The organism is Methylobrevis pamukkalensis (assembly GCF_001720135.1).
Classification (GTDB): domain Bacteria; phylum Pseudomonadota; class Alphaproteobacteria; order Rhizobiales; family Pleomorphomonadaceae; genus Methylobrevis; species Methylobrevis pamukkalensis.
In genome coordinates, this window is record NZ_MCRJ01000066.1 from 1 (window position 1) to 24,692 (window position 24,692).

The following is a 24,692-nucleotide window of genomic DNA, read 5'->3' on the forward strand; positions in this document are numbered from 1 at the left end:
GGAGGACGAAGCTGCCCTGGAGATGTTCGGACAACTGACTGGCACGCAACGCCTCGGCATCGGTGAAAGCGCCACCATCGCACACGCCATTTCGATCGGCGCCGGCCTCGCTCTGGACGATAGGCGCGCAGCGAACGAAGCGCGTCGCATCAATGGCGGTCTCGTGGTTCTCGGGACCGTCGACCTGACGGTTCAGATGATTGTCGAAGGCCTTCTGAGCGTCCAGGAGGCCGACGCCATCAAGGACGACTGGGCAGCGAACCACCGGTTCAGATTGAAGATCGCGAGCTTCGGCGACCTTCTCTGACCTTTTTGTCGGTTCCACACGAAGACGGAAACATGCCCACCCCTCGCGAAACCATCCTCACCGCGCTGCACGCGCGGCTTTCGGCGTTGCCCGCCACCGCCCTGCGCGGCGAGGTGCTGCCAGAGCGCGTGCCGGCCGAGGGCCTGCTGATCCTGCGCGATGGCGAGCCGGGGGAGCCGGAGATCACGCTGTCGCCGCTCGCCTACCACTACCAGCACCGCGCCGAGATCGAGGCGGTCGTGCAAGGTGCCGATCGCGACACCGCATTCGACACGCTGACCGCCAGCATCGGCACGGCGCTCGCTGCCGACCGCACGCTGGGTGGGCTCTGTGACTGGGTCGAGGCGGAAGCGCCGCGCCCGGTCGATCTACCGGTCGAGGGCGCGGCCAGCCTGAAGGCGGGCGTGATCCCGGTGGTCCTGCACTATTCCACGGCCGACCAGCTGGCCTGACCCCGACAACCCGAGGAGAATACCATGGCACGAGCCCAGGGGGCGCGGGCGCTGATGGCGCTTGCGTTCGAGACCACCTATGGAACGCCGCCCGCAAGCGGCTTCACCCGCATGCCCTTCGCCAGCACCTCGCTCGGCGCGGAGCAGCCGCTGCTGAACTCGGAGCTGCTCGGCTACGGCCGCGATCCGCTGGCGCCGATCAAGGATGCGGTGACGGCCGACGGCGATGTCGTGGTGCCGCTCGACGCAGAAGCCTTCGGCTTCTGGCTGAAGGCAGCCTTCGGCGCACCGACGACCACGGGCGTGGAAGCGCCGTACACCCACGAGTTCCAGTCGGGATCGTGGACGCTGCCCAGCATGTCGATCGAGACCGGCATGCCCGAGGTGCCGCGCTACGCGATGTACTCCGGCTGCGTGCTCGACCAGATCACCTGGCAGATGCAGCGGTCTGGCCTGCTGACGGCAACGGCGCGGCTGGTCGCTCAGGGCGAGACGGTGGGCACGACCACCAACGCCGGCACGCCCGCCGCGCTGGAGCTGAAGCGCTTCGGCCATTTCAACGGGGCGATCACGCGGGACGGCTCGGCCCTCGGCAACGTGGTCTCGGCCGAGATCACCTATGCCAACAACCTCGACAGGATCGAGACCATCCGCTCGGACGGTCGCATCGATGGCGCGGATCCATCCATTGCTGCGCTGACGGGCCGGATCGAGGTGCGGTTCGCCGATCAGACGCTGGTGACGCAGGCGATCAACGGCGAGGCCTGCGAGATGGAATTCGCCTACGTCCTGCCGTCCGGCGAGAGCTTCACCTTCACCGTGCACGCCGTCTACCTGCCGCGCCCGCGCATCGAGATTTCCGGGCCGCAGGGCGTGCAGGCCACCTTCGACTGGCAGGCGGCGCGCGACAGCGTCGTCGGCCGGATGTGCACCGCAACCCTCGTGAACGACGTGGAGACCTATTGATGCTGACGCTCGACCTGACCAACGCCCCGCGCTGGCATGACCTCGCGCCCGGCGTGCGGGTGCAGCTGCGCCCGCTGACCACGGCGCTGATGGTGGCGACCCGCAGCGATCCCGCCGTCGAAGCGGTGCCCGAGGAGGCTTCCGACGAAGAACGGGCCGTCGCCTTCGCCAAGCGCTGGCGCGCCGCGCGGTGCTCGCCTGGGAGGGCATCGGCGACGCCGACGGCAATCCCATCGAGCCGAGCCCGGAGGCCATCGACGCGCTGCTCGATGTCTGGCCGATCTTCGAGGCGTTCCAGCTCAGCTACGTCTCGAAGGGCCTGCTGCTGGAACAGGAAAAAAACGCCTCCGCGCTCTCGCCGAATGGTCCTTCGGCGGGAGCGAGCGATACTGCGAAGCCTGCACACCCTACGAGGGCCGCGAGCAAGCCTGCCCGGACTGCCCGGCGCGGCTGAACCGGCCGCTCACCCACGAGGGCTGGCAGGTCTGGGACCTGGTCGGACGCTTGGCGGCCAGCTCCGTGTCCTGTCCGGCGCGGTGATCGGCTGGGACATGTCCGCCGCGCTGGCGCTCGGAAACGCCCTCGGCGTGCCGCCGCTCGCCATGGCCGAACTGCTGCCGGTCATCGAAGCGGTGATGGTGGCCAAGCTCAACGAACAGATGGATCACTCCCATGGCTGAAAAGAGGGTTAGCGTCCGCCTCGCGGCCGTGGGCGGACGGCAGGTGCGCACAGAGCTGGAAGGCGTGGGCGAGGCCGGGTCGCGAGGCTTCGGGCGGCTGAGCCGGGAGATGGAAGCGGCCAACGCCCGGCTCGCGGCCTTCTCGCGCCGGGCCCGGATCGCGCTCAGCGCGGCGGCTGCGGGCGTCACCACGGCGCTTGCCGCCATGACCCGCGCCACCATCCAGGTGGCCACCCAGACGCAGCAGTTCGCGCAGGTGGCCAACACCGCCCCGGAGGCGTTTCAGCGGTGGGCGGGCGCGTCGCGCACCGTGGGCATCGAGCAGGAGAGGCTCGCCGACATCCTGAAGGACGTGAACGATCGCGTCGGCGACTTCCTGAGCACCGGCGGCGGCCCCATGGCGGACTTCTTCGAGCGGGTCGCGCCCCGGGTCGGCGTCACCGCCGATCAGTTCGCGCGTCTGTCAGGGCCCGAGGCGCTGCAGCTCTACGTGGACACGCTGGAGCGCGCCGGGCTCAGCCAGCAGGAGATGACCTTCTATCTCGAGACCATGGCCTCTGACGCCACCCGGCTGCTGCCGCTTCTCAGGAATGGCGGGGCCGAGATGGAACGGCTCGGCGTTCAGGCCGACGACCTCGGCGCGGTGCTGGACGCCAGCGCAATCCAAGCGCTGCAACGCACCCAGATCGCGCTCGTCGGGGTCTCTCAGGTGTTCGAGGGCATCCGCAACCGTATCGGCGTGGCGCTGGCCCCGGCGGTGGAGTGGATGGCGAACGCCTTTGTCAGCCTTGCTTCCGAAGGCGGGGCGCTCAGGACCGCGCTCGACGCCCTGATCGGCAACATCGGGCGGCTGGCCACCTACGCCGCGACCTTCGTCTCGATCATGGCGGGCCGCTGGGTGGCGGGCTTCGTCGCCGCCGCACTCTCCGTCCGTGGCCTCGCCACGGCGCTGGTCGTCCTGCGCGGCGCGCTGATCCGCACCGGCATCGGCGCGTTGATCGTCGGCGCGGGCGAGCTGGTCTATCAGTTCACCCGCCTCGTGTCCGGCGCGGGCGGCTTCGGCGAGGCCATGTCGCTCCTGAAGGACCTCGCGTCGAGGTCTGGGAACGCATCAAGATGGGCGCGGCTGCGGCGGGCGCTGCGACCACGGCGATGTTCTTCGACCTGAAGGCGGACGCCGCCTCGGGCATGCAGAGCGCCATCGAGAGCGTCGTCGGTTTCGGGAATACCGCAGCGAACACGTTCGAAGGCGCCTACGAGGCGATCAAGGCGATCTGGGGCCTGCTGCCCGCCGCCATCGGCGATCTGGCGTTCCAGGCGGCGAACAGCCTGGTCGACGGCGTCGAGGCGATGCTGAACGGCGTGGTCTCGCGCATCAACGGCTTCATCGGCGGCATCAATCAGGGGCTCGAAGCCCTCGGCTCCGAGCGCCGCATCTCGCTGGTGCCGGACCTCGACCTCGGCGAAATCGAGAACCGCTTCGAAGGCGCGGCGACCGCCGCAACCACCGCAGCGCAGGCGGCCTTCGACCGGGCCTTCGAGGACAACCCGCTGACTGCGCCCGATCTCGGTCTGACCGAGGCGGCGAACCGGGCGCTCGAGTCCGCGAACCTCTATCGCGGCGCGGCGCGCGACCTGGCCGAAGGGGCCCGCGCCCCGCTCGAAAGCTGGCAGGCGCTTCGCGACGCCGTGCGCGGCACCGATGAGGCCAGTGCCGATGCGCTGACCGAGGCCACGGGTGCTGCCGAGCAGCTGGAGACGGCGCTCGGCGATGCCGGACGGGCCGCAACGGGTGCCGGTGCGGCGGCCGGAGCTGCGGCTGCGGCAGCGGAGCCCGCGACCGAGACTGCCGTCACCGGCTGGCAGGCGGTCACGGCGGCGCTGTCCGATTACGCCAGCAAGGCGCGCGAGATCGGCGGCGATATCGGTCAGAGCCTCGTCGGCGCCTTCCAGTCGGCCGAGAACGCGGTGGGCCAGTTCGTGAAGACCGGCAAGCTGAACTTCCGCGACCTGGTCACCTCGCTGCTGGCCGATCTCGCCCAGCTCGCGGCGCGCCGCTTCATCCTCGGGCCGATCGCCAATGCGCTCTCCGGCGTGTTCTCCGGTGCGGGCGGCATCTTCGCCAACGTCCTGCATGCGGGCGGCATGGTCGGATCGGCCGGACCCTCGCGCATGGTCCCGGCCATGGCCTTCGCCGCCGCGCCGCGCATGCATGGCGGCGGGATGGCAGGGCTTCGCCACGACGAAGTGCCCGCGATCCTGCAGCGCGGTGAGCGCGTGCTGTCGCGACGGGAGGCGCAGAGCTACGGCGCGGGCGGGGTCAACGTCACCATCATGGCCCGCGACGCCGAAAGCTTCCGCCAATCAAGGACACAGGTGGCCGCCGACATCGCCCGCGCCGTGTCGCTCGGGCGGAGGGGCATGTGAGTGCGACCCCGCAAGTGGGAACCGGTTGCGGGGGCCAGAGCACGAACCAAGGAGAAACTTGATGGCGTTCCACGAGGTCCGGTTTCCCGACAACATCAGCCGTGGCGCGCGTGGCGGGCCGGAACGGCGCACGCAGATCGTCGAGCTCGCCTCGGGCGACGAGGAGCGCAACGCCAGCTGGGCGAACAGCCGCCGCCGCTACGACGTCGCCTACGGCATCCGCCGCGCCGACGATCTGGCGGCGGTGGTCGCCTTCTTCGAGGCGCGCAACGGCCGGCTGCACGGCTTCCGCTTCAAGGACTGGGGCGACCACAAGTCCTGCCTGCCTTCGGGCACGCCATCGCACACCGACCAGGCGATCGGCACCGGCGACGGCGCGACCACCGTCTTCCATCTGGTGAAGCGCTACACCTCGGGTGCGCAATCCTGGACGCGCGCCATCGCCAAGCCGGTGGCGGGCAGCGTGCGCATCGCGCTCGGCGGGGTCGAGCAGCCCTCCGGCTGGTCGGTCGACACCGCCACCGGCGTGGTCATTTTTGGCACCGCGCCGGGCGGCGGCGTCGCGATCACCGCGGGGTTCGAGTTCGACGTGCCCGTCCGCTTCGATACCGACGTGCTCGACGTCACGCTCGACCTCGAGCGGCTCGGCTCGATTACGTCCATTCCGCTTCTGGAACTGCGCCGATGAAATCCCTCTCGTCTGCGCTGCAGGCCCATCTCGACGAGGGCACGACGACGCTCGCCTGGTGCTGGCGGATCGCCCGCGCCGATGGCGCGAGTTTCGGCTTCACCGATCACGACCGGACGCTCAGCTTTGACGGGACCGACTTTGAGCCCGAGAGCGGGCTGACCGCCTCCGAGGTCCGCTCGGGCTCGGACCTGTCCGTCGATGCGCAGGACGCCGAGGGCGTGCTGACCTCGGACCGCATCACCGAGACCGACATCCTCGACGGACGTTGGGACAACGCCGAGGTCGAGGTCTGGCGGGTGAACTGGGCGGATGCGAGCCAGCGCGTACTGATGCGGCGCGGGGCCATTGGCCAGATCCGGCGCGGGCGGCTGGCCTTTGTGGCCGAGGTGCGCTCGCTCGCTCATGTGCTGGGCCAGACGGTCGGGCGGACCTTCCAGGCAACCTGTGACGCCGCGCTCGGCGACGCGCGCTGCGGTGTGGATCTGGAGAACACGGCGTTCAAGGGCACGGGCGCCGTGATCGACCTTCTGCGCGACCGAGCCTTCACCGCCTCGGGGCTGGGTGCATTCATCTCTGGCTGGTTCACCTTCGGCACGCTCGAATGGACGAGCGGCGCGAATGCGGGCCGACGCACCGAGGTGTTGGGCCATGACGTCACGGATGGCATCGCGGTGCTGACCCTGCTCGAAGCGCCGGTGCGCGCGATCGCCGAGAGCGACGCCTTCACCATCCGCGCGGGCTGCGACAAGCGGATCGAGACCTGCGGGGCCAAGTTCGCGAACACCGCCAACTTCCGTGGCTTCCCGCACATCCCCGGCCAGGACGCGGTGCTGCGCTATGCCACGAAGGATGGTGGGCATGAAGGGTCCGTGCTGTGACCTCCGCCGATCCCGCGCGCGTCATCGCCATCGCGCGGTCCTGGCTCGGCACGCCGTATCACGACCAGGCGAGCCTGCGGGACGTCGGCTGCGACTGCCTTGGTCTCGCCCGGGGCGTCTGGCGCGAGGTGGTGGGCCCGGAACCGTTCCCGATCCCGCCCTACAGTCGGGACTGGGGCGAGACAGGGCCGCGCGAGGTGCTGGCCGAGGGGGCGCGTCGCATGATGATCGAGGTGCCTCCTGTAGAGGCCGGTCCCGGCGCGCTGGTTCTGTTCCGCATGAAGCCGCGCGCCATCGCCAAGCATGTCGGGATCCTGACCCAGCCCGACACCTTCCTCCACGCCTATGAGCGGCTCGGCGTGATCGAGGAACCGTTCACCCCATCCTGGCGACGGCGCATCGCCTTCGCCTTCCTGTTCCCGCAACGCTGAGACCCCCGACATGGCCACCCTCGTTCTCGGTGCCGCTGGCGCTGCCATTGGCGGCAGCATCGGCGGCGCGATCCTCGGCGTCAGCGCCGCGACCATCGGCGGCTTCATCGGCTCCACCATCGGCTCGGTCGTGGACAGCTGGATCATCTCGTCGCTGGCGCCCACGCAACGCATCGAGGGCGCGCGGCTCGACACTTTGCGCATCACCTCCGCCACCGAAGGCGCGGTCATCCCTCGGCTCTACGGCCGCATGCGCATGGGCGGCAACATCATCTGGGCGACGGATTTCCGTGAGGAGACGAAGACCACCACGCAGGGCGGTGGCAAGGGCGGCGGGGGCGGCAAGGTCAAGACGACGGAGTATCTTTACTACGCCAGTTTCGCCGTCGCGCTCTGCGAAGGGCCGATCACCGGCATCGGCCGCATCTGGGCCGACGGCAAGCCGATGGACCTCTCCGGCGTCACCTGGCGCTGGTATCCGGGCGACGAGGCGCAGGCGGCCGATCCGTTCATCGCGGCGAAGATGGGTGCGGCGAACACCCCGGCCTATCGCGGCACGGCCTATGTGGTCTTCGAGGAACTCGCGCTCTCCACCTATGGCAATCGCCTGCCGCAGCTCTCCTTCGAGGTGTTCCGGCCGCTCGCCGACCCCGACACCGCCGAGGGGCTGACCCGCGCCGTCACCATGATCCCGGCCTCGGGCGAGTTCACCTACGCCACGCAGGCGATCCGGAAGACCGATGGCGGCGCGACGGTGCCCGAGAACCTGAACGCGCTGGCCGACTCCACCGACATGGTCGAGGCGCTGGACCGGCTGCAAGCAATGGCGCCTGCGGTCGAGAGCGTCAGCCTCGTCGTCGCGTGGTTCGGCGACGATCTGCGCGCGGGCTCCTGCAAGGTGCGGCCGGGCGTCGAGGTCTCGGCCAAATCGACCACGCCCGCCAGCTGGTCGGTGAACGGCGTCAGCCGCGCCAGCGCCTTCCTGGTCAGCCGCGACGACGAGGATCGGCCCGTCTATGGCGGCACGCCGTCCGACTTCGCGGTGGTGCAGGCAATCCAGGAGATGAAGTCGCGCGGGCTGCGGGTGACATTCTATCCGTTCATCCTGATGGACGTGCCGCCCGGCAACACGCTGCCGAACCCGTATTCCGACAACGCCGCGGAGACCGGTCAGCCAGTCTTCCCGTGGCGCGGACGGATCACCTGTTCTCCGGCAGCGGGATTCGCAGGGACCGTGGACAAGACCGCCACGGCCGCAAGCCAGGTCGCCGCGCTGTTCGGCGCGGCAACACCAGGCAGCTTCAGCGTCTCGGGTCAGACGGTTTCGTGGACAGGTGCGCCGGGCGACTGGGGCCTGCGGCGCATGGTGCTGCACTACGCCCATCTCTGCGCGGCGGCGGGCGGGGTCGACGCCTTTCTGATCGGCACCGAGATGCCGGGGCTGACGACGATCCGCTCGGGCGCCAGCACCTATCCGGCCGTGCAGGCGTATCGGGATCTGCTCGCGGATGTGCGGTCGATCCTCGGGTCCGGGACGAAGATCGGCTATGCCGCCGACTGGTCAGAATACTTCGGGCACCAGCCGGGCGACGGCACCGGCGACGTGTTCTTCCACCTCGATCCGCTCTGGGCCGATCCGGAGATCGATTTCATCGGCATCGACAACTACATGCCGCTGTCGGACTGGCGCGACGGGTTCGAGCATGCCGACGCGGCCGAGGGCTGGCCCGCGATCTACGACCGGGCCTATCTGCAGGGCAACATCGCGGGCGGCGAAGGCTACGACTGGTTCTACGCCAGCGCCGCCGACCGCACCGCGCAGGTCCGCACCGCGATCACCGATGGCGCCGCTGCCAAGCCGTGGGTGTTCCGCTACAAGGATCTTCGGGCCTGGTGGTCGAACCCGCACTACAACCGCCCGGGCGGGGTGGAGAGCGGGACGCCGACGGCATGGACGCCGCAGTCCAAACCGATCTGGTTCACCGAGCTCGGCTGTCCAGCCATCGACCGGGGCACCAACCAGCCGAACGTCTTCTTCGATCCGAAATCCTCGGAAAGCTTCACGCCGCATTTCTCGCGGGGCTGGCGCGACGACGCGATCCAGCGCGCCTATCTCGAGGCGACGTACCTCTGGTGGGGCGAGGCCGCAAACAACCCGGTGTCATCGGTCTATGGCGGCCGGATGGTGCATGTGCCCGAATGCGCTGCCTGGACCTGGGACGCGCGGCCGTACCCGTTCTTTCCGGCGCTGACCGACGTCTGGACGGACGGGGCGAACTGGCGGCTGGGGCACTGGCTGACCGGGCGTCTCGGCGCGGTGTCGCTGGCCGCACTCGTTCGGCACCTCTGTCTTCGCGCCGGGCTGCCCGAGTCCCGGGTCGACGTCACCGGCCTCTGGGGCGCGGTCGAGGGCTACGCAATCACGGCGCTCGAAAGCCCGCGCGCCTCGATCACCACGTTGTCGCGCCACTTCGGCATCGACGCCGTGGAGACCGAGGGCGTGATCCGCTTCGTCATGCGCGGCCGGGCCTCCGTCGCCACCCTCGCGCCCGACGATCTGGTCGCCGCCCGTGAGGGCGACGTACTGGAGCTGACACGGGGCCAGGAAACCGAACTCCCACAGGCCCTGAAGTGGCAGGTCGCCCGCGCCGACGAGGATTACGACGCGGCCCTCGTCGAGGCGCGGCGCATCACCGTGGACACGACGCGGATTGCCTCGGAGAGCTTCCCGATGGCGGTGCCGCCCGAGGAGGCCGAGCGGCGCTGCCGCCGCGCGCTGATGGAGGCGTGGGTAGGCCGCGAGACGGCGGCGTTCCGTCTGCCGCCCTCGCGCCTCGCGCTGGATCCTGCCGACGCGATCCGGCTCCAGCACGATGGGCGGCTGGTCGATTTTCGGCTTGTCTCCATCGCCGACGCGGAGGCGCGCGGCATCGAGGCGGTGCGCCAGGACCGGGCGACCTACGACCTGCCGCCCGGAGACCCTCGCGCGGCGTCGTTGACGCGGGCCGTGGTGTTCGGCGCGCCGGATGCGGTGCTGATGGACCTGCCGCAGCTCACAGAGGACCAGCCCGCGCATCGGCCGTTTGTGGCGGCGCACGCGGTTCCCTGGCCCGGCGAGATGGCGGTGTTCCGCAGCCCCTCGACCGATGGCTTCGAGCTGCTCACCAGCTTCGGCACTCGCGCCCGGATCGGGACGCTGGTCTCGGACTTCTACGCAGGCCCCACGTCGCGCTTCGATCTCGGCAATGCGCTGGTCGTCGATCTGCTGACCGGGACGCTCGAAAGCGTCACCGACCTGACCCTGTTCGGCGGCGCCAATGCGCTCGCTATCGAGAGCGCGCCCGGCGTCTGGGAGATCGTCCAGGCGGGCGCGGCCGAGCTTCTGGCGCCGGGCCGGTATCGGCTGACACGCCTGCTGCGCGGCCAGCGCGGAACAGAAGGCGCCATGGGCAACCCGGCGCCTGCGGGCGCGCGGGTGGTGGTGCTGGACACTGCGCTGGCGTCCCTGCCGATCGCCGAAGCCGATCTCGGCATCCCGTGGAACTGGCGCATCGGCCCGGCGAGCCGCCCGGTCAGCGACGAGACGTATGTGGCGCAATCCTTCACGCCTGCGGGCGTCGGGCTGCGGCCGTTCTCGGGCGCACATGTCGAACAGCCATGGCGCAAGCCGCGTACGCCCGGCGACCTGACCATCCGCTGGACACGCCGGTCCCGCGCGCTGGCTTCGGACAGCTGGGGCGGGTTTGAGGTGCCGCTGGCCGAGGAACTGGAAGCCTACGAGGTCGAAATCCTCGACGGCGTGACCGTGAAGCGGGTCCTGAACACGGCCACCACCAGCGCCGTCTACACCGCCGCCCAGCAGACCGCTGACTGGGGCGCGCTGCTTGAGCCCGGCGACACGCTCGACATCCGCATCTACCAGCTCTCCGCCCTCGTCAGGCGGGGCGCGCGCAAGGTTGTCACGCTGAGCTTCTGAGGCGGCGCAATGAGTTCTGGCACGGCGTGCGAACTACGTCGTAGGCTCGGGACATGCGCCCCGAGGATGAAGACCGGATTGCCGCCCAGCTTGCCAGAGTGATGGCCGTGGCCTGCGTGCGCAACACGCAGCTGGAAACGCTGCATGCCGGCTTGACGCCCGTCTCGCACACGGGTGATGGCAGCGACGTCGTCGTCGAGGACGCCGCGGGCAGGCGCATCCCTTGGTCCGAGGTCTCACGGATCAATGACGACGAGATGCGCGCGTTGATGCGCGAGATCGTGGATCGGCTCTACACCTTCCATCTGCGGATCGACGATCCTGCCTTCCGCGCCGAGATCGATCGCTGGGCCGCAATGACCGCGAAGTGGGACGCGCCGAAGCCGGACCCGGTTCTGTCGGCCATTCCGGCGGAGACGCCCGAGCGCGGGTAGCCCGCCACCTACCATCGCCGCGCCTTCATCCGCCGCCTGCCGTGCAGGCGGCGTTCTTCGTTTTGGAGACCGTCCATGTCCGACGCCACGACCCATCTCCTGCTGCCCTACATCCTGGCGGCGCAGGCCCAGAAGCATGTCACCCACAACGAGGCGCTGAGGATCCTCGACGGGCTCGTTCAGCTCTCCGTGCTCGACCGCGATCTGACAGCGCCGCCCGGCAGCCCCGCCGATGGCGATCGCTACATCGTCGGTTCGGGCGCGACGGGCGACTGGGCGGGCTGGGACCTGAACGTGGCGCTCTGGACGGACGGCGCCTGGCTGCGCCTGCCGCCGCGGACCGGCTGGCGGGCGTGGGTCGAGGACGAGGGCCTGCTGCTGGTCTACGATGGCGCGGGCTGGGTCGGGACCACACCGGCGGCGCTGCAGAACATGGCGCTCCTCGGGCTCGGCACGACGGCGGATGCGTCGAACCCGTTCTCGGCCAAGCTGAACGCCGCGCTCTGGACGGCGAAGACCGTGGCCGAGGGCGGCACTGGCGATCTCTTCTACACCATGAACAAGGAGGCTGCGGGCGACGATCTCGGTCTGACGCTCCAGACCGGCTTCGTGACCAAGGCGCTGGTCGGGCTGTTCGGCTCGGACAGGTTCCGGCTTGCGGTCTCGGCCGACGGCAGCATCTTCTTCGACGGGCTCAGCGTCGACAACGCCACCGGCATCGTCGATCAGCCCCGGCTGCCCCGCTTCAAGGCCTGGACCAACTACGACAACTACGTCGCGTCGGAACCTGGACGAAGATCGGTCTCAACAACACGGATTACAACGATCAGGGCGCGTTCGACGCCGCGAACAACCACTTCGTGGCGCCAGTCGACGGCACCTACCTCTTCGGCGCGACGCTGCTCTACAAGATCAACGCCAGCGCCACGGCCCGCATGCGCGGGCGGCTCGTGCTGAACGGCACGACCGAAATCCGCGGCTCCCTCGGCGAAATCTCCGCCACCCACGTCTCGCTCGCCACCGCGATCTGGCTGCAGACCATGGTGCCGCTCATCGCGGGCGATACCGTCGAGTTGCAGGGGTATTTCCGGGTCGCGGACGGCTACTTCGCTGCCGATCACACCTCCTTCTGGGGCTGCAAGATCGGCTGAGCGGCGGAAGGAGGATCCGATGACACCACCCCGATCCGAGGGCTTCGTGCGCATGCCCGACGCCGAGTTCGAGGCCATCCTGACCCGGGCGGCTGAGGAAGGCGCGAAGCGTGCGCTCGCCGATGTCGGTCTCGACGGCGACGAGGCCGCGCTCGACATCCGCGATCTGCGCTCCCTGGTGGACTGCATCCGGCTGGTCCGCCGCACCGCCATGCAAACGGCCGTCCGCATGATCACCACCGGCGTGATGCTGGCGCTGCTCGCGGGCATCGCCATCAAGCTCAAGATCTTCGGCGGCGGCCCGTAGCCGCGCCCCATCACCATTCATCAGCCCGCAATGACCCGCCCTCGAGGCGGGTTTTTTGTTCTCGGAGGACCCCATGACCACGACATTCCACCGCCATTGGCGCGACGTGCCGGAGAGCGGCTGGCGTTGGCCGAATTTCAGCCCTGCCGAGATCGCCTGCCGGGGTACTGGCAAACTGCTGGTCAACGAAACGGCGCTCGACAAGCTGCAGGCGCTGCGCGACCGGCTGGGCAAGCCGCTGATCGTCCGTTCCGCCTATCGCAGCCCCGAGCACAATCGCGCTGTCGGCGGCGCGACCCGGTCGAAGCACATGGACGGCGCCGCCTTCGACATCGCCATGGCGAACCATGACCCGGTGGCGTTCGAGGCCGCAGCGCGCGAGGTCGGGTTCCTCGGCTTCGGGTTCTACCAGCGATCGGGGTTCATCCATATCGACCTCGGCCCCGCGCGTCAGTGGGGCGAGCGGTTCCCGGTTCGGGCGACCGCATTCGCAGCCGAGACGCCGCCCGCGCGCGAAGTGCTGGCCGACAGCCGCACCATGAAGGGTGGTGGTGCGGCCGGTGTCGCGACGCTGGGTGCTGCGGGCGTTGAGGTCGCGCAGAGCGTCGTGGCCGAGACCCAGACCGCTATCCTGCCACTCGTGCCGTATCTCGACACTCTGCGCTGGGTGTTCATCGCCGTCGCTCTCGGTGGGATCGCGGTCACGATCTATGCTCGCCTCGATGACTGGCGCCGGGGGCGGCGGTGATCGGCGGGCTGCTCACCGGGATCGCCACGCGCACATGGATGCGGGCGGCGCTGCGCTACGGAGCCATCGCGTTGGCAGTGCTCCTGTTCCTGCTTTCGCTTCGGCGCACAGGGGAACGAGCGGGCCGCCTCGCCGAACGCCTTGAAACCTCGGAGAAGACCAATGACGCCCAACGCCAGATGCTCGACGCTGCAGCTCGCCGTCCTCGCGATCGCGACGATCTTTCTGGGCGGCTGCGTGACGGGCATTTCTGAGCCGCGCATCGCCACCGTCTGCCCACCGGTTGTCGAGTACAGCCGGGAGTTCCAGGCGCGGGCAGCCGATGAGCTGGCCCTGCTGCCGCATGGCTCGGCCATCGGCGAGATGCTGGCCGACTACGCTGTGATGCGCGACCAGGTGCGGGCGTGTAACCTGCCGTAAGGCCTGCAGCGACCGGTCGGAACAGCCGAAGCCAGGTCTGTCTCGCTCTCGACAGAGCACGGCGTGCATTCGCGGCAGCCGCGTCGCTTACCTCGTCAACCTGCGCAGTTCCGACACCGCATCACGGTCGGCTCGAGCTCGAGCGACGCATGCCGATGAACTCGCCGCAGTCGTCGCACCAGCCGAACTCCCCCGCATCGAGTCGACGGATCGCTGCCTCAAGAGCCCTGGCCCGACCAAGGCGTCGGGTTTCCTGAGCGGCCGCCATGGCCTGTTGCTGCATCGCGTCCATGCGGCTGAGCCGGCCGACGCTCTGCTGGTCCAGCTCGACAGGTCTGCGGTCCGCCGCCGTCTGAACGGACGCGGACCGCAAGGCATCCAGTTCGTCGCGGAGCCGCGGCAGAATCGCTGTCTTCAGCTCCTCGGGAGTGGGATCCGGCATGGTGCTCACCGCAAGAGCAGGACAGGCACCTTGCAGGACCGCATCATCGCGGTCGTGGTGGAGCCGATTACCAGGCTTCGGATGCGGCTGTGGCCGTAGGCGCCCATCACGAGCATGCCGAAGCCGTCAGCCTCGACCATCTTGCCCAGTTCCTCCTCCGGTTGGCCGGGCACGATGCGCGTCTGCGCCTCGATCCCGGCGGCCGCGAGCAAGGCCTTGGCGTCTGCAAGGCCCTTTGTGACCTCCGGCGTCTCGTTTCCGACGGTCACGACGGTGACAGGCAGGTCCGCGAAGAAGGAACTGCGCGAGATGTGATCGACCGCCTTCATTGCCGAGCGCCCTCCGTCATAGGCGACGAGCACGGACTCGATCGGCTTGAAGGCACGTGCGGCGACGAAGACGGGTCGATGCGCCGCGCGCACGATGCGTTCGAGGTTCGAGCCCAGATGTCCCTTGGCGAAATCCGCCGCCTCGCCGCGCTTGCCGATGACGATGACTCGGGCGTCGCCCTCGATCTCGCCGATGGCCTCGACGATGTCACCGTGGCGCAGGCGGGTGGTGATCTCGGTCACGCCGTCCCGGTCCACGATGGCGCGGGCATCCTCGAGGATCGCGCGGCCGCGATGGCCGACGAGCTTCGCACACTGCGCGTCGAGCTCGGCCAGCTCCTCCATCAGTTTCGTCCGCGCGCCTAGCCGGATCGCGCCGGACAGGTCCGACTTTTCCGGGGCCTCGCGTCGGCCCAGCACATGGATGAGCTCGACCGGTGCGGCCGTGCGCTGCGCGATCCAGGCAGCGTGGTGGCAGATGCTCTCGGAATAGATGGAGCCGTCCACGAGGGCGATGATCTTGTCTGTCATGGGTTTCTCCTCCCTCAATGCGCCCTCAGCTTGTCCATGGCTCCGGGCTTGTCATGGATGGCAAGCCGGTCGACCAGGGTCTCGGTCGCGTCGTTCATGCCCACGACCTCGACCTCCGCGCCGTCGCGGCGGAATTTCAGGATCGCCATGTCGAGCGCCTGAACCGAGGAGATGTCCCAGATATGCGCACGGCTCACGTCGATCACGACGCGCTCGGGGGCCTCCCTGAAGTCGAAGGCATCCATGAAATCCTCGACGGAGCCGTAGAACAGCTGGCCCTCGACGCGGTAGGTTCGTACCCGCCCATCCGCGCTGATGTCCGACGTCACGCGGAACAGCTGCGCGATCTTTCCGGCGAAGAAGACGCCCGACAGCAGTACGCCCACCAGCACCCCGATGGCGAGGTTGTGGGTGTAGACCACGGTGACAACGGTCGCGATCATGACGATGGACGACGATTTCGGATGCACCCGAAGCGCCTTGATCGACGACCAGGAGAATGTCCCGATCGACACCATGATCATGATCGCGACCAGCGCGGGCATTGGGATGATGCTGACCAGGTCGCCGAGCCCGACGACCATGATCAGCAGGAAGACACCGGCAGCGGCGGCAGACAGGCGCCCGCGCCCGCCTGATTTCACGTTGATGATGGACTGCCCGATCATCGCGCAGCCCGCCATCCCGCCGATGAAGCCGGTCGCGGTATTCGCCAACCCCTGACCGATGCATTCCTGGTTCCGGTTTGACTTCGTGTCGGTCAGGTCATCGACGATATTCTGTGTCATCAGGCTTTCGAGCAGGCCCACGACGGCCACCGCCACCGAATAGGGCAGAATGATCGTCAGGGTCTCGAGGTTGAGCGGGATCTGCGGGATAAGGAAGACCGGCAGCGTGTCGGGCAGCGCGCCCATGTCGCCCACCGTCCGCACGTCGAGCCCGAGCGCGACGGCCAGACCCGTGAGCACCACTATGGTCACGAGAGGCGAGGGAATGGCCGTGGTCAGAAGCGGAAAGAGGTAGATGATGGCAAGCCCCGCGGCCACGAGCGCGTAGGTGATCCACGTCACTTCCCGCGGGTCGAGTTCCGGCAGCTGGGCCATGAAGATCAGGATCGCGAGCGCGTTGACGAAGCCGGTCATCACCGATTTCGACACCCAGCGCATGACGAAGCCGAGTTTCAGGACGCCGGCGCCGATCTGGATCAGTCCGGCCAGCACCGTCGCGGCCAGCAGGTATTGCAGTCCGTGGTCGCGCACCAGCGTGACCATCAGGACCGCCGTGGCGGCGGTCGCGGCTGAGATCATGCCGGGGCGTCCTCCGGTGATCGCGATGATGACGGCGATCGAGAAAGAGGCGTAGAGCCCGACCTTGGGATCGACCCCCGCGATGATGGAAAAGGCGATGGCCTCGGGAATGAGAGCCAGCGCGACGACGAGGCCGGCGAGCAGGTCGCCGCGAATGTTGCCCAGCCACTGGCTGCGGTAAGCGTCGAGTGAGATCATGTAAATGTTGTCCGATACCGGTCCTGCGGCTTGCGCGAGATCGGCGTGCAAGTGCACCGTTTTCTTGTGGTTGTCCGGCGGATCGGCGGCCGAAAGAGCCACCCGGAATCGCTTCCAGGTCCAGGTTTGCTGCGGTGCCGCATAACGGTTGCAGCGGAAAATGGCAACAAGCAAGGCTGCTTGGCAGGCCGGAGCCAACGCCCTGGCGATGGCCAGCAGTTTTGACTGCTCATGCGCGCGTGGGGGGTTGACGGCGCTTGACATGGATCAAGGCGCATATGCGCTGCTGCGCATAATCATCCCGCCATGCAGGATGTATTGACCGCCATTTGCGACCCAACCCGCCGCGCAGCACTCGCCCTCCTCTGGGATGGGGGTGAGCACTGTGTCTGCGAACTTATGGCGAGGCTCGACGCGAGCCAGAGCCGGATGTCGCGGCACATGAAGGTGCTGCGTGAGGCCGGACTCGTGCTGGACAGGCGCGACGCGCAATGGGTGCGCTATCGCCGGAACCTCAGCCTTGCGCCGGAATACGCGGCCGTAATCGACGCTGTGCTGACCGCCGAACTCAATCTTGAAAGGAAGGTCGCATGACCGTCGATACACATGAGCCGACCGTTCCGCGGGGACGTCCCGACTGGCTCTGGCATTCTGGCGTGCTGGGTTTTGTCGCCATCTGGTACGCTGTCTACACCCAGTTGATCCCCGTCTCGGAATGGATCGCGTCGCTGTTCCCGGTCGACCGCCACAGCCATACCGGCGAGGCGATCGCGTTCTTCTTCTACGACGTGCCCAAGGTGATGATGCTGCTGACGCTCATCGTCTTCGCCATGGGCGTCGTGCGCACGTGGTTCAGTCCGGAAAAGACCCGCGCGCTGCTGTCAGGCAAGAGTGAAGGCGTGGGCAACGTCATGTCGGCGTCGCTTGGCATCCTGACGCCGTTTTGTTCCTGTTCCGCGGTGCCATTGTTCATCGGCTTCGTCTCGGCGGGTGTGCCCTTGGGCGTGACCTTCTCCTTCCTGATCGCGGCGCCGATGGTGAACGAGGTCGCGCTGGTGCTGCTGTTCGGGCTGGTCGGCTGGCAGGTGGCCCTGACCTATCTGGTCTTTGGCCTCGGCATCGCCATCGTCGCAGGCTTCGTCATCGGCAAGCTGAAGCTCGAGGGCTGGCTGCAGGACTGGGTGCGCGACATCCATTCAGGCGCGAACACCCCGGTCGCTATCCAGGACGAACGCCTGAGCATGGTCGACCGCTATCGCATGGGCATCGAGGCCGTGCGCGAGATCTTCGGCAAGGTCTGGATGTGGATCATCCTCGGCATTGGCATGGGGGCCCTGATCCACGGCTATGTGCCCGAGGACCTTATGGTGCGGATCATGGGGGCAGAGGCCTGGTGGTCGGTCCCGGTCGCAGTTCTGATGGGCATCCCGATGTATACCAACGCCGCGGGCGTCATCCCCATCGTCGAGGCGCTGCTGGGCAAAGGGGCGGCCCTTGGCACGACGCTCGCTTTCATGATGTCGGTGATCGCGCTTAGCCTGCCCGAAATGATCATCCTCAAGCAGGTGCTGACGCTGCGCCTGATCGCCGTCTTCGTCGGGGTCGTCGCAAGCGGTATCCTAACTGTCGGCTTCCTCTTCAACCTCATCTTCTGATCCGCGAAAGGACATCCCGATGAAAACCGTCAAGGTCTTCGGCCCCGGCTGCAAGCGCTGCCAGACGACCGAAGCCATGGTCAAGGAGGCTGCCGCCAAACTGGGCATCGCGGTCGAAGTCGAAAAGGTGACCGACGCGCGATCCATCGCCATGGCGGGCGTCATGTCCACGCCGGGCATCTCGGTCGACGGCAGGCTCGTCCATGCCGGTGGCCTGCCGGATGCGGGGAAGCTCGAAGGCTGGCTCCGCGCATGATCCGCGCTCCGGTCGCCGCCGTTGCAGTCGTCGCTTTTCCGATCGTCGCCTTGGCGGATGTCCTCGAGGTCCAGCCCGTCACGGATGATGTCTGGGCAATCGTCGGCCCGCTCGAGCAGCGCAGCTCGGAAAATCTCGCCAACAACGCCACCTTCGGACTGGTCGTGACGCCCGAGGGGGCGGTCCTGATCGACCCGGGCGGGTCCTGGCAGGGTGCCGAGATGCTGCACGCCGTCATCCGCACCGTCACCGATCAGCCGGTGGTTCATGTAATCAATACGGGTGGACAGGATCACCGGTGGCTCGGCAACAGCTACTGGCAGGCGCAGGGCGCCTCGGTGATCGCCTCGGAAGCGGCGGTCGAGGATCATCGCGCCCGCGCCGACGACCACATGATCGCACTGTCGCAGTTTCTGGGCGAAGGGCTGGACGGGACCGAACCGGCCTATGCCGATGTGACCTTTGAGACCGATTACACGCTCGAGTTCGGAGGCCTCACCTTCCAGATCATGCATCGCGGCGCGGCCCACACGCCGGGCGACAGCTTCGTCTGGCTGGACGAGCGCGATGTGATGTTCACCGGCGACATCGTCTATGTCGACCGCCTTCTTGGCAACGGCCCGGCCCGCGACACCGACAGCTGGATCGCGGTGTTCGAGGCGATGGCGGCGTTTGGACCCGCGCATGTCGTGCCCGGCCATGGCGGCGCGACCGATCTGGCCACGGCCACGCGCGACACCCACGATTATCTCGTGAACCTGCGCACGCAGATCGGCGCGCTGATCGAGGCTGGCGGGGACATCATGGACGCGCCGCAGATCGACCAGTCGGCCTGGGCCTATCTCGACCAGTTCGAGGCGCTGGCGGGCAGCAACGCGCAGGCGACCTATGAAGAGATGGAGTGGGAGTGATGCTGGAGTATCGCGTCACCGCCCGCCGCATCGACAGCCATGGCTCGGAGGCCGAGGCGAAGGCTGCGCGTCTGGTGCTCGACACCGGCATGGCCGGGCGTGACGACGCCTTCAATCCGGCCGAGATGCTTCTCGCCAGCCTCGCGGCCTGTCTTTTGAAGGGGGCCGAGCGGGTGACGCCAATGCTCAAGTTCGATCTGCGCGGCATCGAGGTCAGCCTGCACGGGGTCCGTCAGGACAGCCCGCCGAAGATGGTCCGCATCGCCTACGAGATCGTGGTCGATACGGACGAAAACGACCAGCGGCTGGATCTTCTGCACCGCAACCTGCGCAAACACGGCACCATCTCGAACACGCCGGCCGAGGCCGCTGAACTGGTCGGGGCGATCCGGCGGCAGGATTGATCCATGCCGCGCGATCACGCCCTTCGGCACGGCCCATCCGCCGACCCTGGCCCCGCCTTTCGCCGGGCGGTTCGGCTGAACACCGCTTGTGTGATCGTCGAGGCGACGGCGGGGTTTCTGACTGGCTCGCTCGCGCTGTTGGCGGAGGTCGCGCACAGCCTGACCGACGCAGTGGGGCTGCTGATCGCGTGGGCAGCGGCGGTTCTGGCGAAACGCGCGGCGACGCGGGCGCACAGCTGGGGGCTTGGCCGGGCCACGATCATGGCCGCGATGCTGAACGCGCTCGCCATCCTGATCGGCGTGGTCTGGGTGATCTGGGAGGCGTCGCAGCGGTTCCAGTCGCCGGTCGAGGTGCCGGGGCTGACCATCCTGATCGTGGCGCTGGTGGGGATCGGCGTGAACACCGGTTCGGCGCGCCTGTTCATGCGCGCGCAGAAGGACGACCTGAGCGCCCAGGGGGCCTTTCTGCACATGGCGGCTGACGCCGCCGTCTCGGGCGCGTGGTGCTGGCGGCGGCGGGCATCTTGCTGACCGGCTGGACATGGCTCGATCCGGCCGTCGCCCTCGCCGTCAGCCTGGCTATCGCCGTGACGGCGGCGGGCCTGTTCCGCGAGGCGCTGCATCTCAGCCTCGATGGCGTCCCCGACCGGGCGGACCCGGGCGAGGTCACCGCGTGGCTTGCCCGGCAGGACGGCATTCGCGATGTGCATGACCTGCATATCTGGCCGCTCTCGACCACGCGCACGGCACGCGCGGTGCATGTGGTCAGCGGGGCGCAGGACACCGATGCGGTGCTGCTCGACCTTGCCGAGGGGTTGGAGCACGGGTTCGGGATCGCGCACAGCACGATCCAGGTCGAGCACGAGCCCTGCGGCGCGGGCTGCCTGCAAACGATCAAGTAGCCGTGGTCGCTCGAAACCGGATCATGGCGAGAGTTCCGGCCGCCATCAGCCCCCCCGCCACTGCGAACGCCAGAACCGGCGACGCCAGCGTCCAGATCAGCCCGACGGCGGAGCTGGAGAAAAGCTTGGCTGTGCCATTCACCATCCCGAGGGCACCGTAGCTTGTGGCCAGGGTGTCCTCGCTGACCAGGCCTGCTGTCACCGTGGCTTCCAGCGCCTCCTGCACCGCCACATAGAGCCCGGCAATCCCGAAGATCGGCGCAAGCAGCCACAGCGTATCCGCACCCGCCGCGAAAGCCGTGGCGACAAGAACGGCCGTGAGCGCCCCGAGCGCATATCCCGCCACCAGCACGCGCCCCGCGCCGATCCGGTCCGCCAGTGCGCCGATAGGATACGACGCGGCCAGTTGCACAACATTCCGCAGGACATAGAGCAGACCCGCGATCTGCGCCGCCTGCACGACGCCCATCCGGGACGTCAGCAGCGTGGTCGCCGCAAGAACCAACAGGCTGTGCGAAAAATCCCCCAGACCAAACAGGCCGACTGCGCCGAGATAGCGTCGGAACCGCGCAGGCAGGCCCGTCAGCGACGAGACGAGGCGCAACTCCGGGTTGGGCGATCGCTCCGGATCGCGCACGAGCATCAGAAAGGCCAGGACGCCAACGCCCCGGGGATGAGCGTCAGCCAGAATACCATGCGAAAGGCGTCGGCCGGGTCGGGCCAGTCGAATCCCTGCGCCCATCCCAGGGCCCAGATCCCCAACAGCGGGCCGAAGATGGCGCCCAGGGTGTCCATCGCGCGGTGAAAGCCGAAGGCGCGGCCCCGGGTCTCGGGCGTGATCGCCTGAACGATGATCGCATCGCGCAAAGGGCCGCGCAGCCCCTTGCCGAACCAAGACGCGATGCGCCCCAGCAGGATCAGCGGCCAGCCGAATGCCAGCGCGATCAGCGCCTGACCGGCCGGTGTCAGTCCATATCCCAGCAACACAAGCATCTTTCGATGTCCGAACCTGTCGGCGACATGGCCCGCAACCATCTTGGTGAAACTCGCCACCGCGTCGGCGACGCCCTCGATGACTCCCAACGCCGCCGCGGGAATCCCCAGCACCGCCAGAAAGCCTGGCAGGATCACCGTTGTCGTCTCGTAGCAGAAATCCCCTAGGGCGGAGGTCAGTCCTGCGCCGAGGACTGTGCGGTTGAACCAGCTTTGTTCCTTTCCGGGAGTCAGAATGGTCTGACCTTGCTCCGTCAGTGTGTAGTGTCCCGCGCGCTGCACCCGCAACAGACCCAGATCGACAAGGCGCTCGGCCAACGAGTCCGCATCGAGGCCGTCCACCAATAGATCGTCGGTTGTCACGCCGTCTTGTCCCGCATGCCTCGCCATTTCGAGCACCACTTCCGATCCAGGCGGCAATTCGGGCTGGCGGCCGGTGCCTTTCAAGGGTTCGGAGGTCATGGCCGAGGGTCCACCGCGCGATCTTTCGCCCGCTCCCAGATCCGGGTGCAGCACACCCGTTCGGCGGGTCGCACCAGTCCATCCCGCTCTAGGCGCCGCAGCAGATGCAGGATGCCGCTGTTGCTCATGCCCAACGCGTCGCGCAGTTCCGCCTGCGTCCGCGGACGTGTCAGCGCGTCGAGGACGAAGCGCCTGCGTGCTTCGGCCGGCCCGCTTCGGCGGCGCTGCGGGCGACGCTTGTCCCTGAGGGCACCGGGCATCAGGCGGCCTCCTGACCTGTGGCGGCACCATCGCGCACCTTGGTCAGAGCCTCGTCCACCGTGGCGGCATAGTGGACCAGCGGACGCTTCAGTCCGTGGGTCACGAACACACGCTGGATGTCCCGGGTGGCGCCGGTGAGCCAGAGCGCGACCCCCTGCTTCTGCGCCTTGTGCGCGAGACCCTCGATCATGTTGGCGCCGGTCGAGTCGAGGAACGGCACGGCCGAGAAATCGACGATCAGTGCCTTGTGGGTGTCCTGGATGCGGTCGAGGACCGACCCGATCGAGGCGGTCGCGCCGAAGAACAGCGCGCCGGTGATCCGGTAGATGACGACATCGGGGTTCGCGGCCTGCTCCTCGCGGTACGCGCCGCGCGGGTGCGCGCTGTCGGCTTCGTCGCGGCCGACAAACGCACCATCCGTTGCAACCTCGGTCGTGCGGCTCATGCGGTGAATGAAGAGAACCGAGCCGAGGGCGAAGCCGACGACGATGGCCTCGGTCAGGTCGCGGAAGATGGTGAGGAAGAAGGTGGCGCCGAGAATTGTCGCCTCGCCCCAGCCCGAGCGGAGGAGGATCGCGATGGCCGGTTTCTCGATCATGTTCCAGGCCACGACGGCCAGCACCCCGGCGAGCGCCGCCAGCGGGATGTACGAGGCGAGCGGTGCCGCGATGAGCATGAAAAGCAGGATGAACAGCGCGTGCAGCATGCCGGCCACCGGGCCATGCGCCCCGGCGCGGACATTGGTCGCGGTCCGCGCGATCGTGCCGGTCACGCAGAAGCCGCCGAACAGGGACGACCCGATATTGGCCGCACCTTGCGCCACCAACTCGCAGTTCGAGCGATGCCTGCGGCCGGTCATGCCGTCGGCGACGACGGCTGACAGCAGCGACTCGATGGCGCCCAGCAGGGTGAAGGAGATGGCCGCCGGGAGAACCGCGAGGATCGCTTCCATCGAAAGGGACGGCAGGCTTGGCGCCGGAAGCGACGAGGGGATACCGCCGAATTTCGTGCCGATGGTCTGAACCGGCAGCGCCAGCAATCCCGTCGCGGCCGCGGCAAGGCCGACGGCGATCAGCATGCCCGGCCAGTGCGGACGCCAGCGCCGCAGCCCGAGGATGACCGCGACAGTCGCCACGGACAGGCCGAACGCCGCCGGCGTCAGGCTGTCCCGAGCCTCCCAGAGCGCGGGGATCTTCTCCAGCAGTTCCCCCGGTTCATTCGCCAGCGTTAGGCCGAACAGTTCCTTGACCTGGCTGGCGAAGATGATGACCGCGATGCCCGCCGTGAACCCCACCGTGACCGGAAAGGGAATGAACTTTATGAAGGTGCCAAGCCGCAGGAACCCCACGACGGCGAGCATCAGCCCCGAAAGGAACGTGGCCAGGATCAGCCCCTCCATCCCGTGCTGGGCCACGGTCGCCGCGATCAGCACGATGAAGGCCCCGGCCGGTCCGCCGATCTGGAATCGCGATCCGCCGAGGAGCGACACAAGAAAGCCGCCGACGATGGCCGTGTAGAGCCCCTGCGCCGGGGTCGCGCCGGATGCGATCGCGATGGCCATCGAAAGCGGCAAAGCCACGATGGCGACGGTCAGCCCGGCGATTGCGTCCGTGCGCAGCTGCGTCAGCCCGTAGCCTTCGCGCAGGACGGTGACGAGTTTAGGTGTGAAGAGCTCGGCGAAGCTGGGAGCGTCGCTCTGTCTGGTGGTCTGGTCTTTCATCTGTGGCCGCACCTTTGGGAAGGGAGCGGCGGGATCGCAGGCTTTCGTCGGCGGTCGCCGTCGCGGGTTGAGGGATCAGTGTCTGGGTGGCGGCACTTTCAGACGCACGCCGCGTCCGCCTGCCGTGCTGGCAGAGCCGTCTGCGATCAGTTCGACCCCGGCGAGTTCGAGTGCCGCCACGACCTTGGTCAGGCTGTCGACGACGCCGCGCACGTTACCGTGGCTAGCCTCCATGCGCTGGATCGTCGGCACGGAAAGTCCCGCAAGTTCGGCTAGGGTCTTTTGGTCGATACCGAGCAAGGCGCGGGCAGCGCGCATCTGGGGGCCAGTGATCATGGATCATATCCTGAGTGGGATAAATAGTATCTAGAATATGCAAAGAGATATGTCAAACTTCACAGGCGCCGCTTCAGCAATGAGAGCGGCCTGCCGAGAGACCTGAACCGATCGGCC

31 protein-coding genes, 1 pseudogene and 1 other annotated feature are annotated in these 24,692 nt (G+C 68.0%); of the genes and pseudogenes, 24 read left to right on the forward strand and 8 right to left on the reverse strand.

All coding sequences use genetic code 11. The features are described 5' to 3' along the window. From A6302_RS22985 to A6302_RS12025, 17 genes and pseudogenes are all read left to right on the forward strand, one after another. Positions 1-307, forward strand: a pseudogene (locus tag A6302_RS22985) (hypothetical protein); the annotation flags it as partial. Between the two features lie 32 nt (positions 308-339). Continuing rightward, positions 340-759, forward strand: coding sequence for an acyl-CoA transferase (locus A6302_RS11965; RefSeq protein ID WP_069307229.1), 420 nt, complete (start codon positions 340-342; stop codon positions 757-759). A 24-nt stretch (positions 760-783) separates the two neighbouring features. Further along, positions 784-1,725, forward strand: coding sequence for a phage tail tube protein (locus tag A6302_RS11970; protein ID WP_069307230.1), 942 nt, complete (start codon positions 784-786; stop codon positions 1,723-1,725). 190 nt (positions 1,726-1,915) lie between these two features. Next, positions 1,916-2,179, forward strand: a complete 264-nt coding sequence (locus A6302_RS23540; RefSeq protein WP_210183318.1) for a hypothetical protein — start codon at positions 1,916-1,918, stop codon at positions 2,177-2,179. Between the two features lie 97 nt (positions 2,180-2,276). Further along, positions 2,277-2,405 (forward strand): DUF7697 family protein, encoded by a 129-nt coding sequence (locus A6302_RS25340; protein WP_280939144.1) that lies wholly within the window; start codon positions 2,277-2,279, stop codon positions 2,403-2,405. Then, positions 2,398-3,573 (forward strand): hypothetical protein, encoded by a 1,176-nt coding sequence (locus tag A6302_RS23545; protein WP_210183319.1) that lies wholly within the window; start codon positions 2,398-2,400, stop codon positions 3,571-3,573. Before A6302_RS25340 ends, A6302_RS23545 begins: the two co-directional genes overlap by 8 nt. Further along, positions 3,522-4,832 (forward strand): phage tail tape measure C-terminal domain-containing protein, encoded by a 1,311-nt coding sequence (locus A6302_RS23550; protein ID WP_210183320.1) that lies wholly within the window; start codon positions 3,522-3,524, stop codon positions 4,830-4,832. Before A6302_RS23545 ends, A6302_RS23550 begins: the two co-directional genes overlap by 52 nt. A gap of 61 nt (positions 4,833-4,893) precedes the next feature. Then, positions 4,894-5,520 (forward strand): DUF2460 domain-containing protein, encoded by a 627-nt coding sequence (locus tag A6302_RS11985; protein ID WP_069307231.1) that lies wholly within the window; start codon positions 4,894-4,896, stop codon positions 5,518-5,520. Then, the gene (locus A6302_RS11990; RefSeq protein WP_069307232.1) at positions 5,517-6,401 is read left to right on the forward strand and encodes a DUF2163 domain-containing protein; all 885 of its coding nucleotides are present in this window, start codon (positions 5,517-5,519) and stop codon (positions 6,399-6,401) included. Before A6302_RS11985 ends, A6302_RS11990 begins: the two co-directional genes overlap by 4 nt. After that, on the forward strand, positions 6,398-6,832 hold the full coding sequence (locus A6302_RS11995; protein WP_069307233.1) for an NlpC/P60 family protein: 435 nt from the start codon (positions 6,398-6,400) through the stop codon (positions 6,830-6,832). Before A6302_RS11990 ends, A6302_RS11995 begins: the two co-directional genes overlap by 4 nt. Before the next feature lie 10 nt (positions 6,833-6,842). Next, positions 6,843-10,808, forward strand: coding sequence for a baseplate multidomain protein megatron (locus A6302_RS12000; RefSeq protein WP_069307234.1), 3,966 nt, complete (start codon positions 6,843-6,845; stop codon positions 10,806-10,808). Between the two features lie 53 nt (positions 10,809-10,861). After that, complete coding sequence (locus A6302_RS12005; RefSeq protein WP_069307235.1) at positions 10,862-11,242, forward strand: hypothetical protein; 381 nt, start codon at positions 10,862-10,864, stop codon at positions 11,240-11,242. A gap of 75 nt (positions 11,243-11,317) precedes the next feature. After that, positions 11,318-12,199: a DUF2793 domain-containing protein gene (locus A6302_RS12010; RefSeq protein ID WP_245294046.1), complete on the forward strand. Its 882-nt coding sequence runs from the start codon at positions 11,318-11,320 to the stop codon at positions 12,197-12,199. Continuing rightward, a complete protein-coding gene (locus A6302_RS24505; RefSeq protein ID WP_245294047.1) occupies positions 12,103-12,393 on the forward strand; it encodes a hypothetical protein in 291 nt (96 codons plus the stop codon). The genes A6302_RS12010 and A6302_RS24505 overlap by 97 nt, the downstream gene beginning before the upstream one ends. 52 nt (positions 12,394-12,445) lie before the next feature. Next, positions 12,446-12,700, forward strand: coding sequence for a DUF6127 family protein (locus A6302_RS12015; RefSeq protein WP_198590314.1), 255 nt, complete (start codon positions 12,446-12,448; stop codon positions 12,698-12,700). Between the two features lie 73 nt (positions 12,701-12,773). Beyond that, positions 12,774-13,448: a YcbK family protein gene (locus A6302_RS12020; protein ID WP_069307236.1), complete on the forward strand. Its 675-nt coding sequence runs from the start codon at positions 12,774-12,776 to the stop codon at positions 13,446-13,448. A 162-nt stretch (positions 13,449-13,610) separates the two neighbouring features. Next, on the forward strand, positions 13,611-13,868 hold the full coding sequence (locus A6302_RS12025) for a hypothetical protein (protein ID WP_069307237.1): 258 nt from the start codon (positions 13,611-13,613) through the stop codon (positions 13,866-13,868). 121 nt (positions 13,869-13,989) lie between these two features. On the opposite strand, the gene A6302_RS12030 is transcribed toward A6302_RS12025, so the two are convergent. From A6302_RS12030 to A6302_RS12040, 3 genes are read right to left on the reverse strand one after another with little or no spacing between them, the layout of a single operon-like run. Beyond that, entirely contained in the window at positions 13,990-14,310 is a 321-nt protein-coding gene (locus tag A6302_RS12030; RefSeq protein ID WP_245294048.1) for a TraR/DksA C4-type zinc finger protein, read from the reverse strand. 5 nt (positions 14,311-14,315) lie between these two features. After that, a complete protein-coding gene (locus tag A6302_RS12035) occupies positions 14,316-15,170 on the reverse strand; it encodes a universal stress protein (protein ID WP_069307238.1) in 855 nt (284 codons plus the stop codon). 14 nt (positions 15,171-15,184) lie between these two features. Next, positions 15,185-16,675: a SulP family inorganic anion transporter gene (locus A6302_RS12040; RefSeq protein ID WP_069307239.1), complete on the reverse strand. Its 1,491-nt coding sequence runs from the start codon at positions 16,673-16,675 to the stop codon at positions 15,185-15,187. A 68-nt stretch (positions 16,676-16,743) separates the two neighbouring features. Further along, positions 16,744-16,800, reverse strand: a sequence feature (sul1 is cis-regulatory element that is thought to sense ions involved in sulfur or methionine metabolism; They are found in Alphaproteobacteria). A 181-nt stretch (positions 16,801-16,981) separates the two neighbouring features. Between A6302_RS12040 and A6302_RS12045 the strand changes: the two genes are divergently transcribed. From A6302_RS12045 to A6302_RS25350, 7 genes are read left to right on the forward strand one after another with little or no spacing between them, the layout of a single operon-like run. Then, a complete protein-coding gene (locus A6302_RS12045; protein WP_069307240.1) occupies positions 16,982-17,269 on the forward strand; it encodes an ArsR/SmtB family transcription factor in 288 nt (95 codons plus the stop codon). Further along, entirely contained in the window at positions 17,266-18,330 is a 1,065-nt protein-coding gene (locus A6302_RS12050; protein WP_069307241.1) for a permease, read from the forward strand. The genes A6302_RS12045 and A6302_RS12050 overlap by 4 nt, the downstream gene beginning before the upstream one ends. Before the next feature lie 19 nt (positions 18,331-18,349). After that, the gene (locus A6302_RS12055; protein WP_069307242.1) at positions 18,350-18,586 is read left to right on the forward strand and encodes a thioredoxin family protein; all 237 of its coding nucleotides are present in this window, start codon (positions 18,350-18,352) and stop codon (positions 18,584-18,586) included. Further along, positions 18,583-19,497 carry an MBL fold metallo-hydrolase gene (locus tag A6302_RS12060; protein WP_069307243.1) on the forward strand — a complete coding sequence of 305 codons (915 nt, stop codon included), beginning with the start codon at positions 18,583-18,585 and terminating at the stop codon, positions 19,495-19,497. The genes A6302_RS12055 and A6302_RS12060 overlap by 4 nt, the downstream gene beginning before the upstream one ends. Then, the gene (locus A6302_RS12065) at positions 19,497-19,901 is read left to right on the forward strand and encodes an OsmC family protein (RefSeq protein ID WP_069307244.1); all 405 of its coding nucleotides are present in this window, start codon (positions 19,497-19,499) and stop codon (positions 19,899-19,901) included. Before A6302_RS12060 ends, A6302_RS12065 begins: the two co-directional genes overlap by 1 nt. Positions 19,902-19,904: 3 nt before the next feature. After that, on the forward strand, positions 19,905-20,432 hold the full coding sequence (locus A6302_RS25345) for a cation diffusion facilitator family transporter (protein WP_210183321.1): 528 nt from the start codon (positions 19,905-19,907) through the stop codon (positions 20,430-20,432). Next, complete coding sequence (locus A6302_RS25350) at positions 20,426-20,803, forward strand: cation transporter (RefSeq protein ID WP_210183322.1); 378 nt, start codon at positions 20,426-20,428, stop codon at positions 20,801-20,803. The genes A6302_RS25345 and A6302_RS25350 overlap by 7 nt, the downstream gene beginning before the upstream one ends. On the opposite strand, the gene A6302_RS23565 is transcribed toward A6302_RS25350, so the two are convergent. The 5 genes from A6302_RS23565 to A6302_RS12085 all read right to left on the reverse strand — a co-directional run bounded on the left by A6302_RS23565 (position 20,796) and on the right by A6302_RS12085 (position 24,575). Continuing rightward, positions 20,796-21,446: an MFS transporter gene (locus tag A6302_RS23565; RefSeq protein ID WP_210183323.1), complete on the reverse strand. Its 651-nt coding sequence runs from the start codon at positions 21,444-21,446 to the stop codon at positions 20,796-20,798. The two genes, A6302_RS25350 and A6302_RS23565, sit on opposite strands and share 8 nt — an antisense overlap. Further along, complete coding sequence (locus A6302_RS23570) at positions 21,446-22,258, reverse strand: MFS transporter (RefSeq protein WP_210183324.1); 813 nt, start codon at positions 22,256-22,258, stop codon at positions 21,446-21,448. Before A6302_RS23570 ends, A6302_RS23565 begins: the two co-directional genes overlap by 1 nt. Next, a complete protein-coding gene (locus A6302_RS22200) occupies positions 22,255-22,518 on the reverse strand; it encodes a winged helix-turn-helix transcriptional regulator (protein ID WP_141703713.1) in 264 nt (87 codons plus the stop codon). The genes A6302_RS23570 and A6302_RS22200 overlap by 4 nt, the downstream gene beginning before the upstream one ends. Beyond that, positions 22,518-24,239 (reverse strand): SulP family inorganic anion transporter, encoded by a 1,722-nt coding sequence (locus tag A6302_RS12080; RefSeq protein ID WP_069307245.1) that lies wholly within the window; start codon positions 24,237-24,239, stop codon positions 22,518-22,520. Before A6302_RS12080 ends, A6302_RS22200 begins: the two co-directional genes overlap by 1 nt. Before the next feature lie 75 nt (positions 24,240-24,314). Next, complete coding sequence (locus A6302_RS12085; RefSeq protein ID WP_069307246.1) at positions 24,315-24,575, reverse strand: helix-turn-helix domain-containing protein; 261 nt, start codon at positions 24,573-24,575, stop codon at positions 24,315-24,317. Positions 24,576-24,692 lie beyond the last annotated feature (117 nt).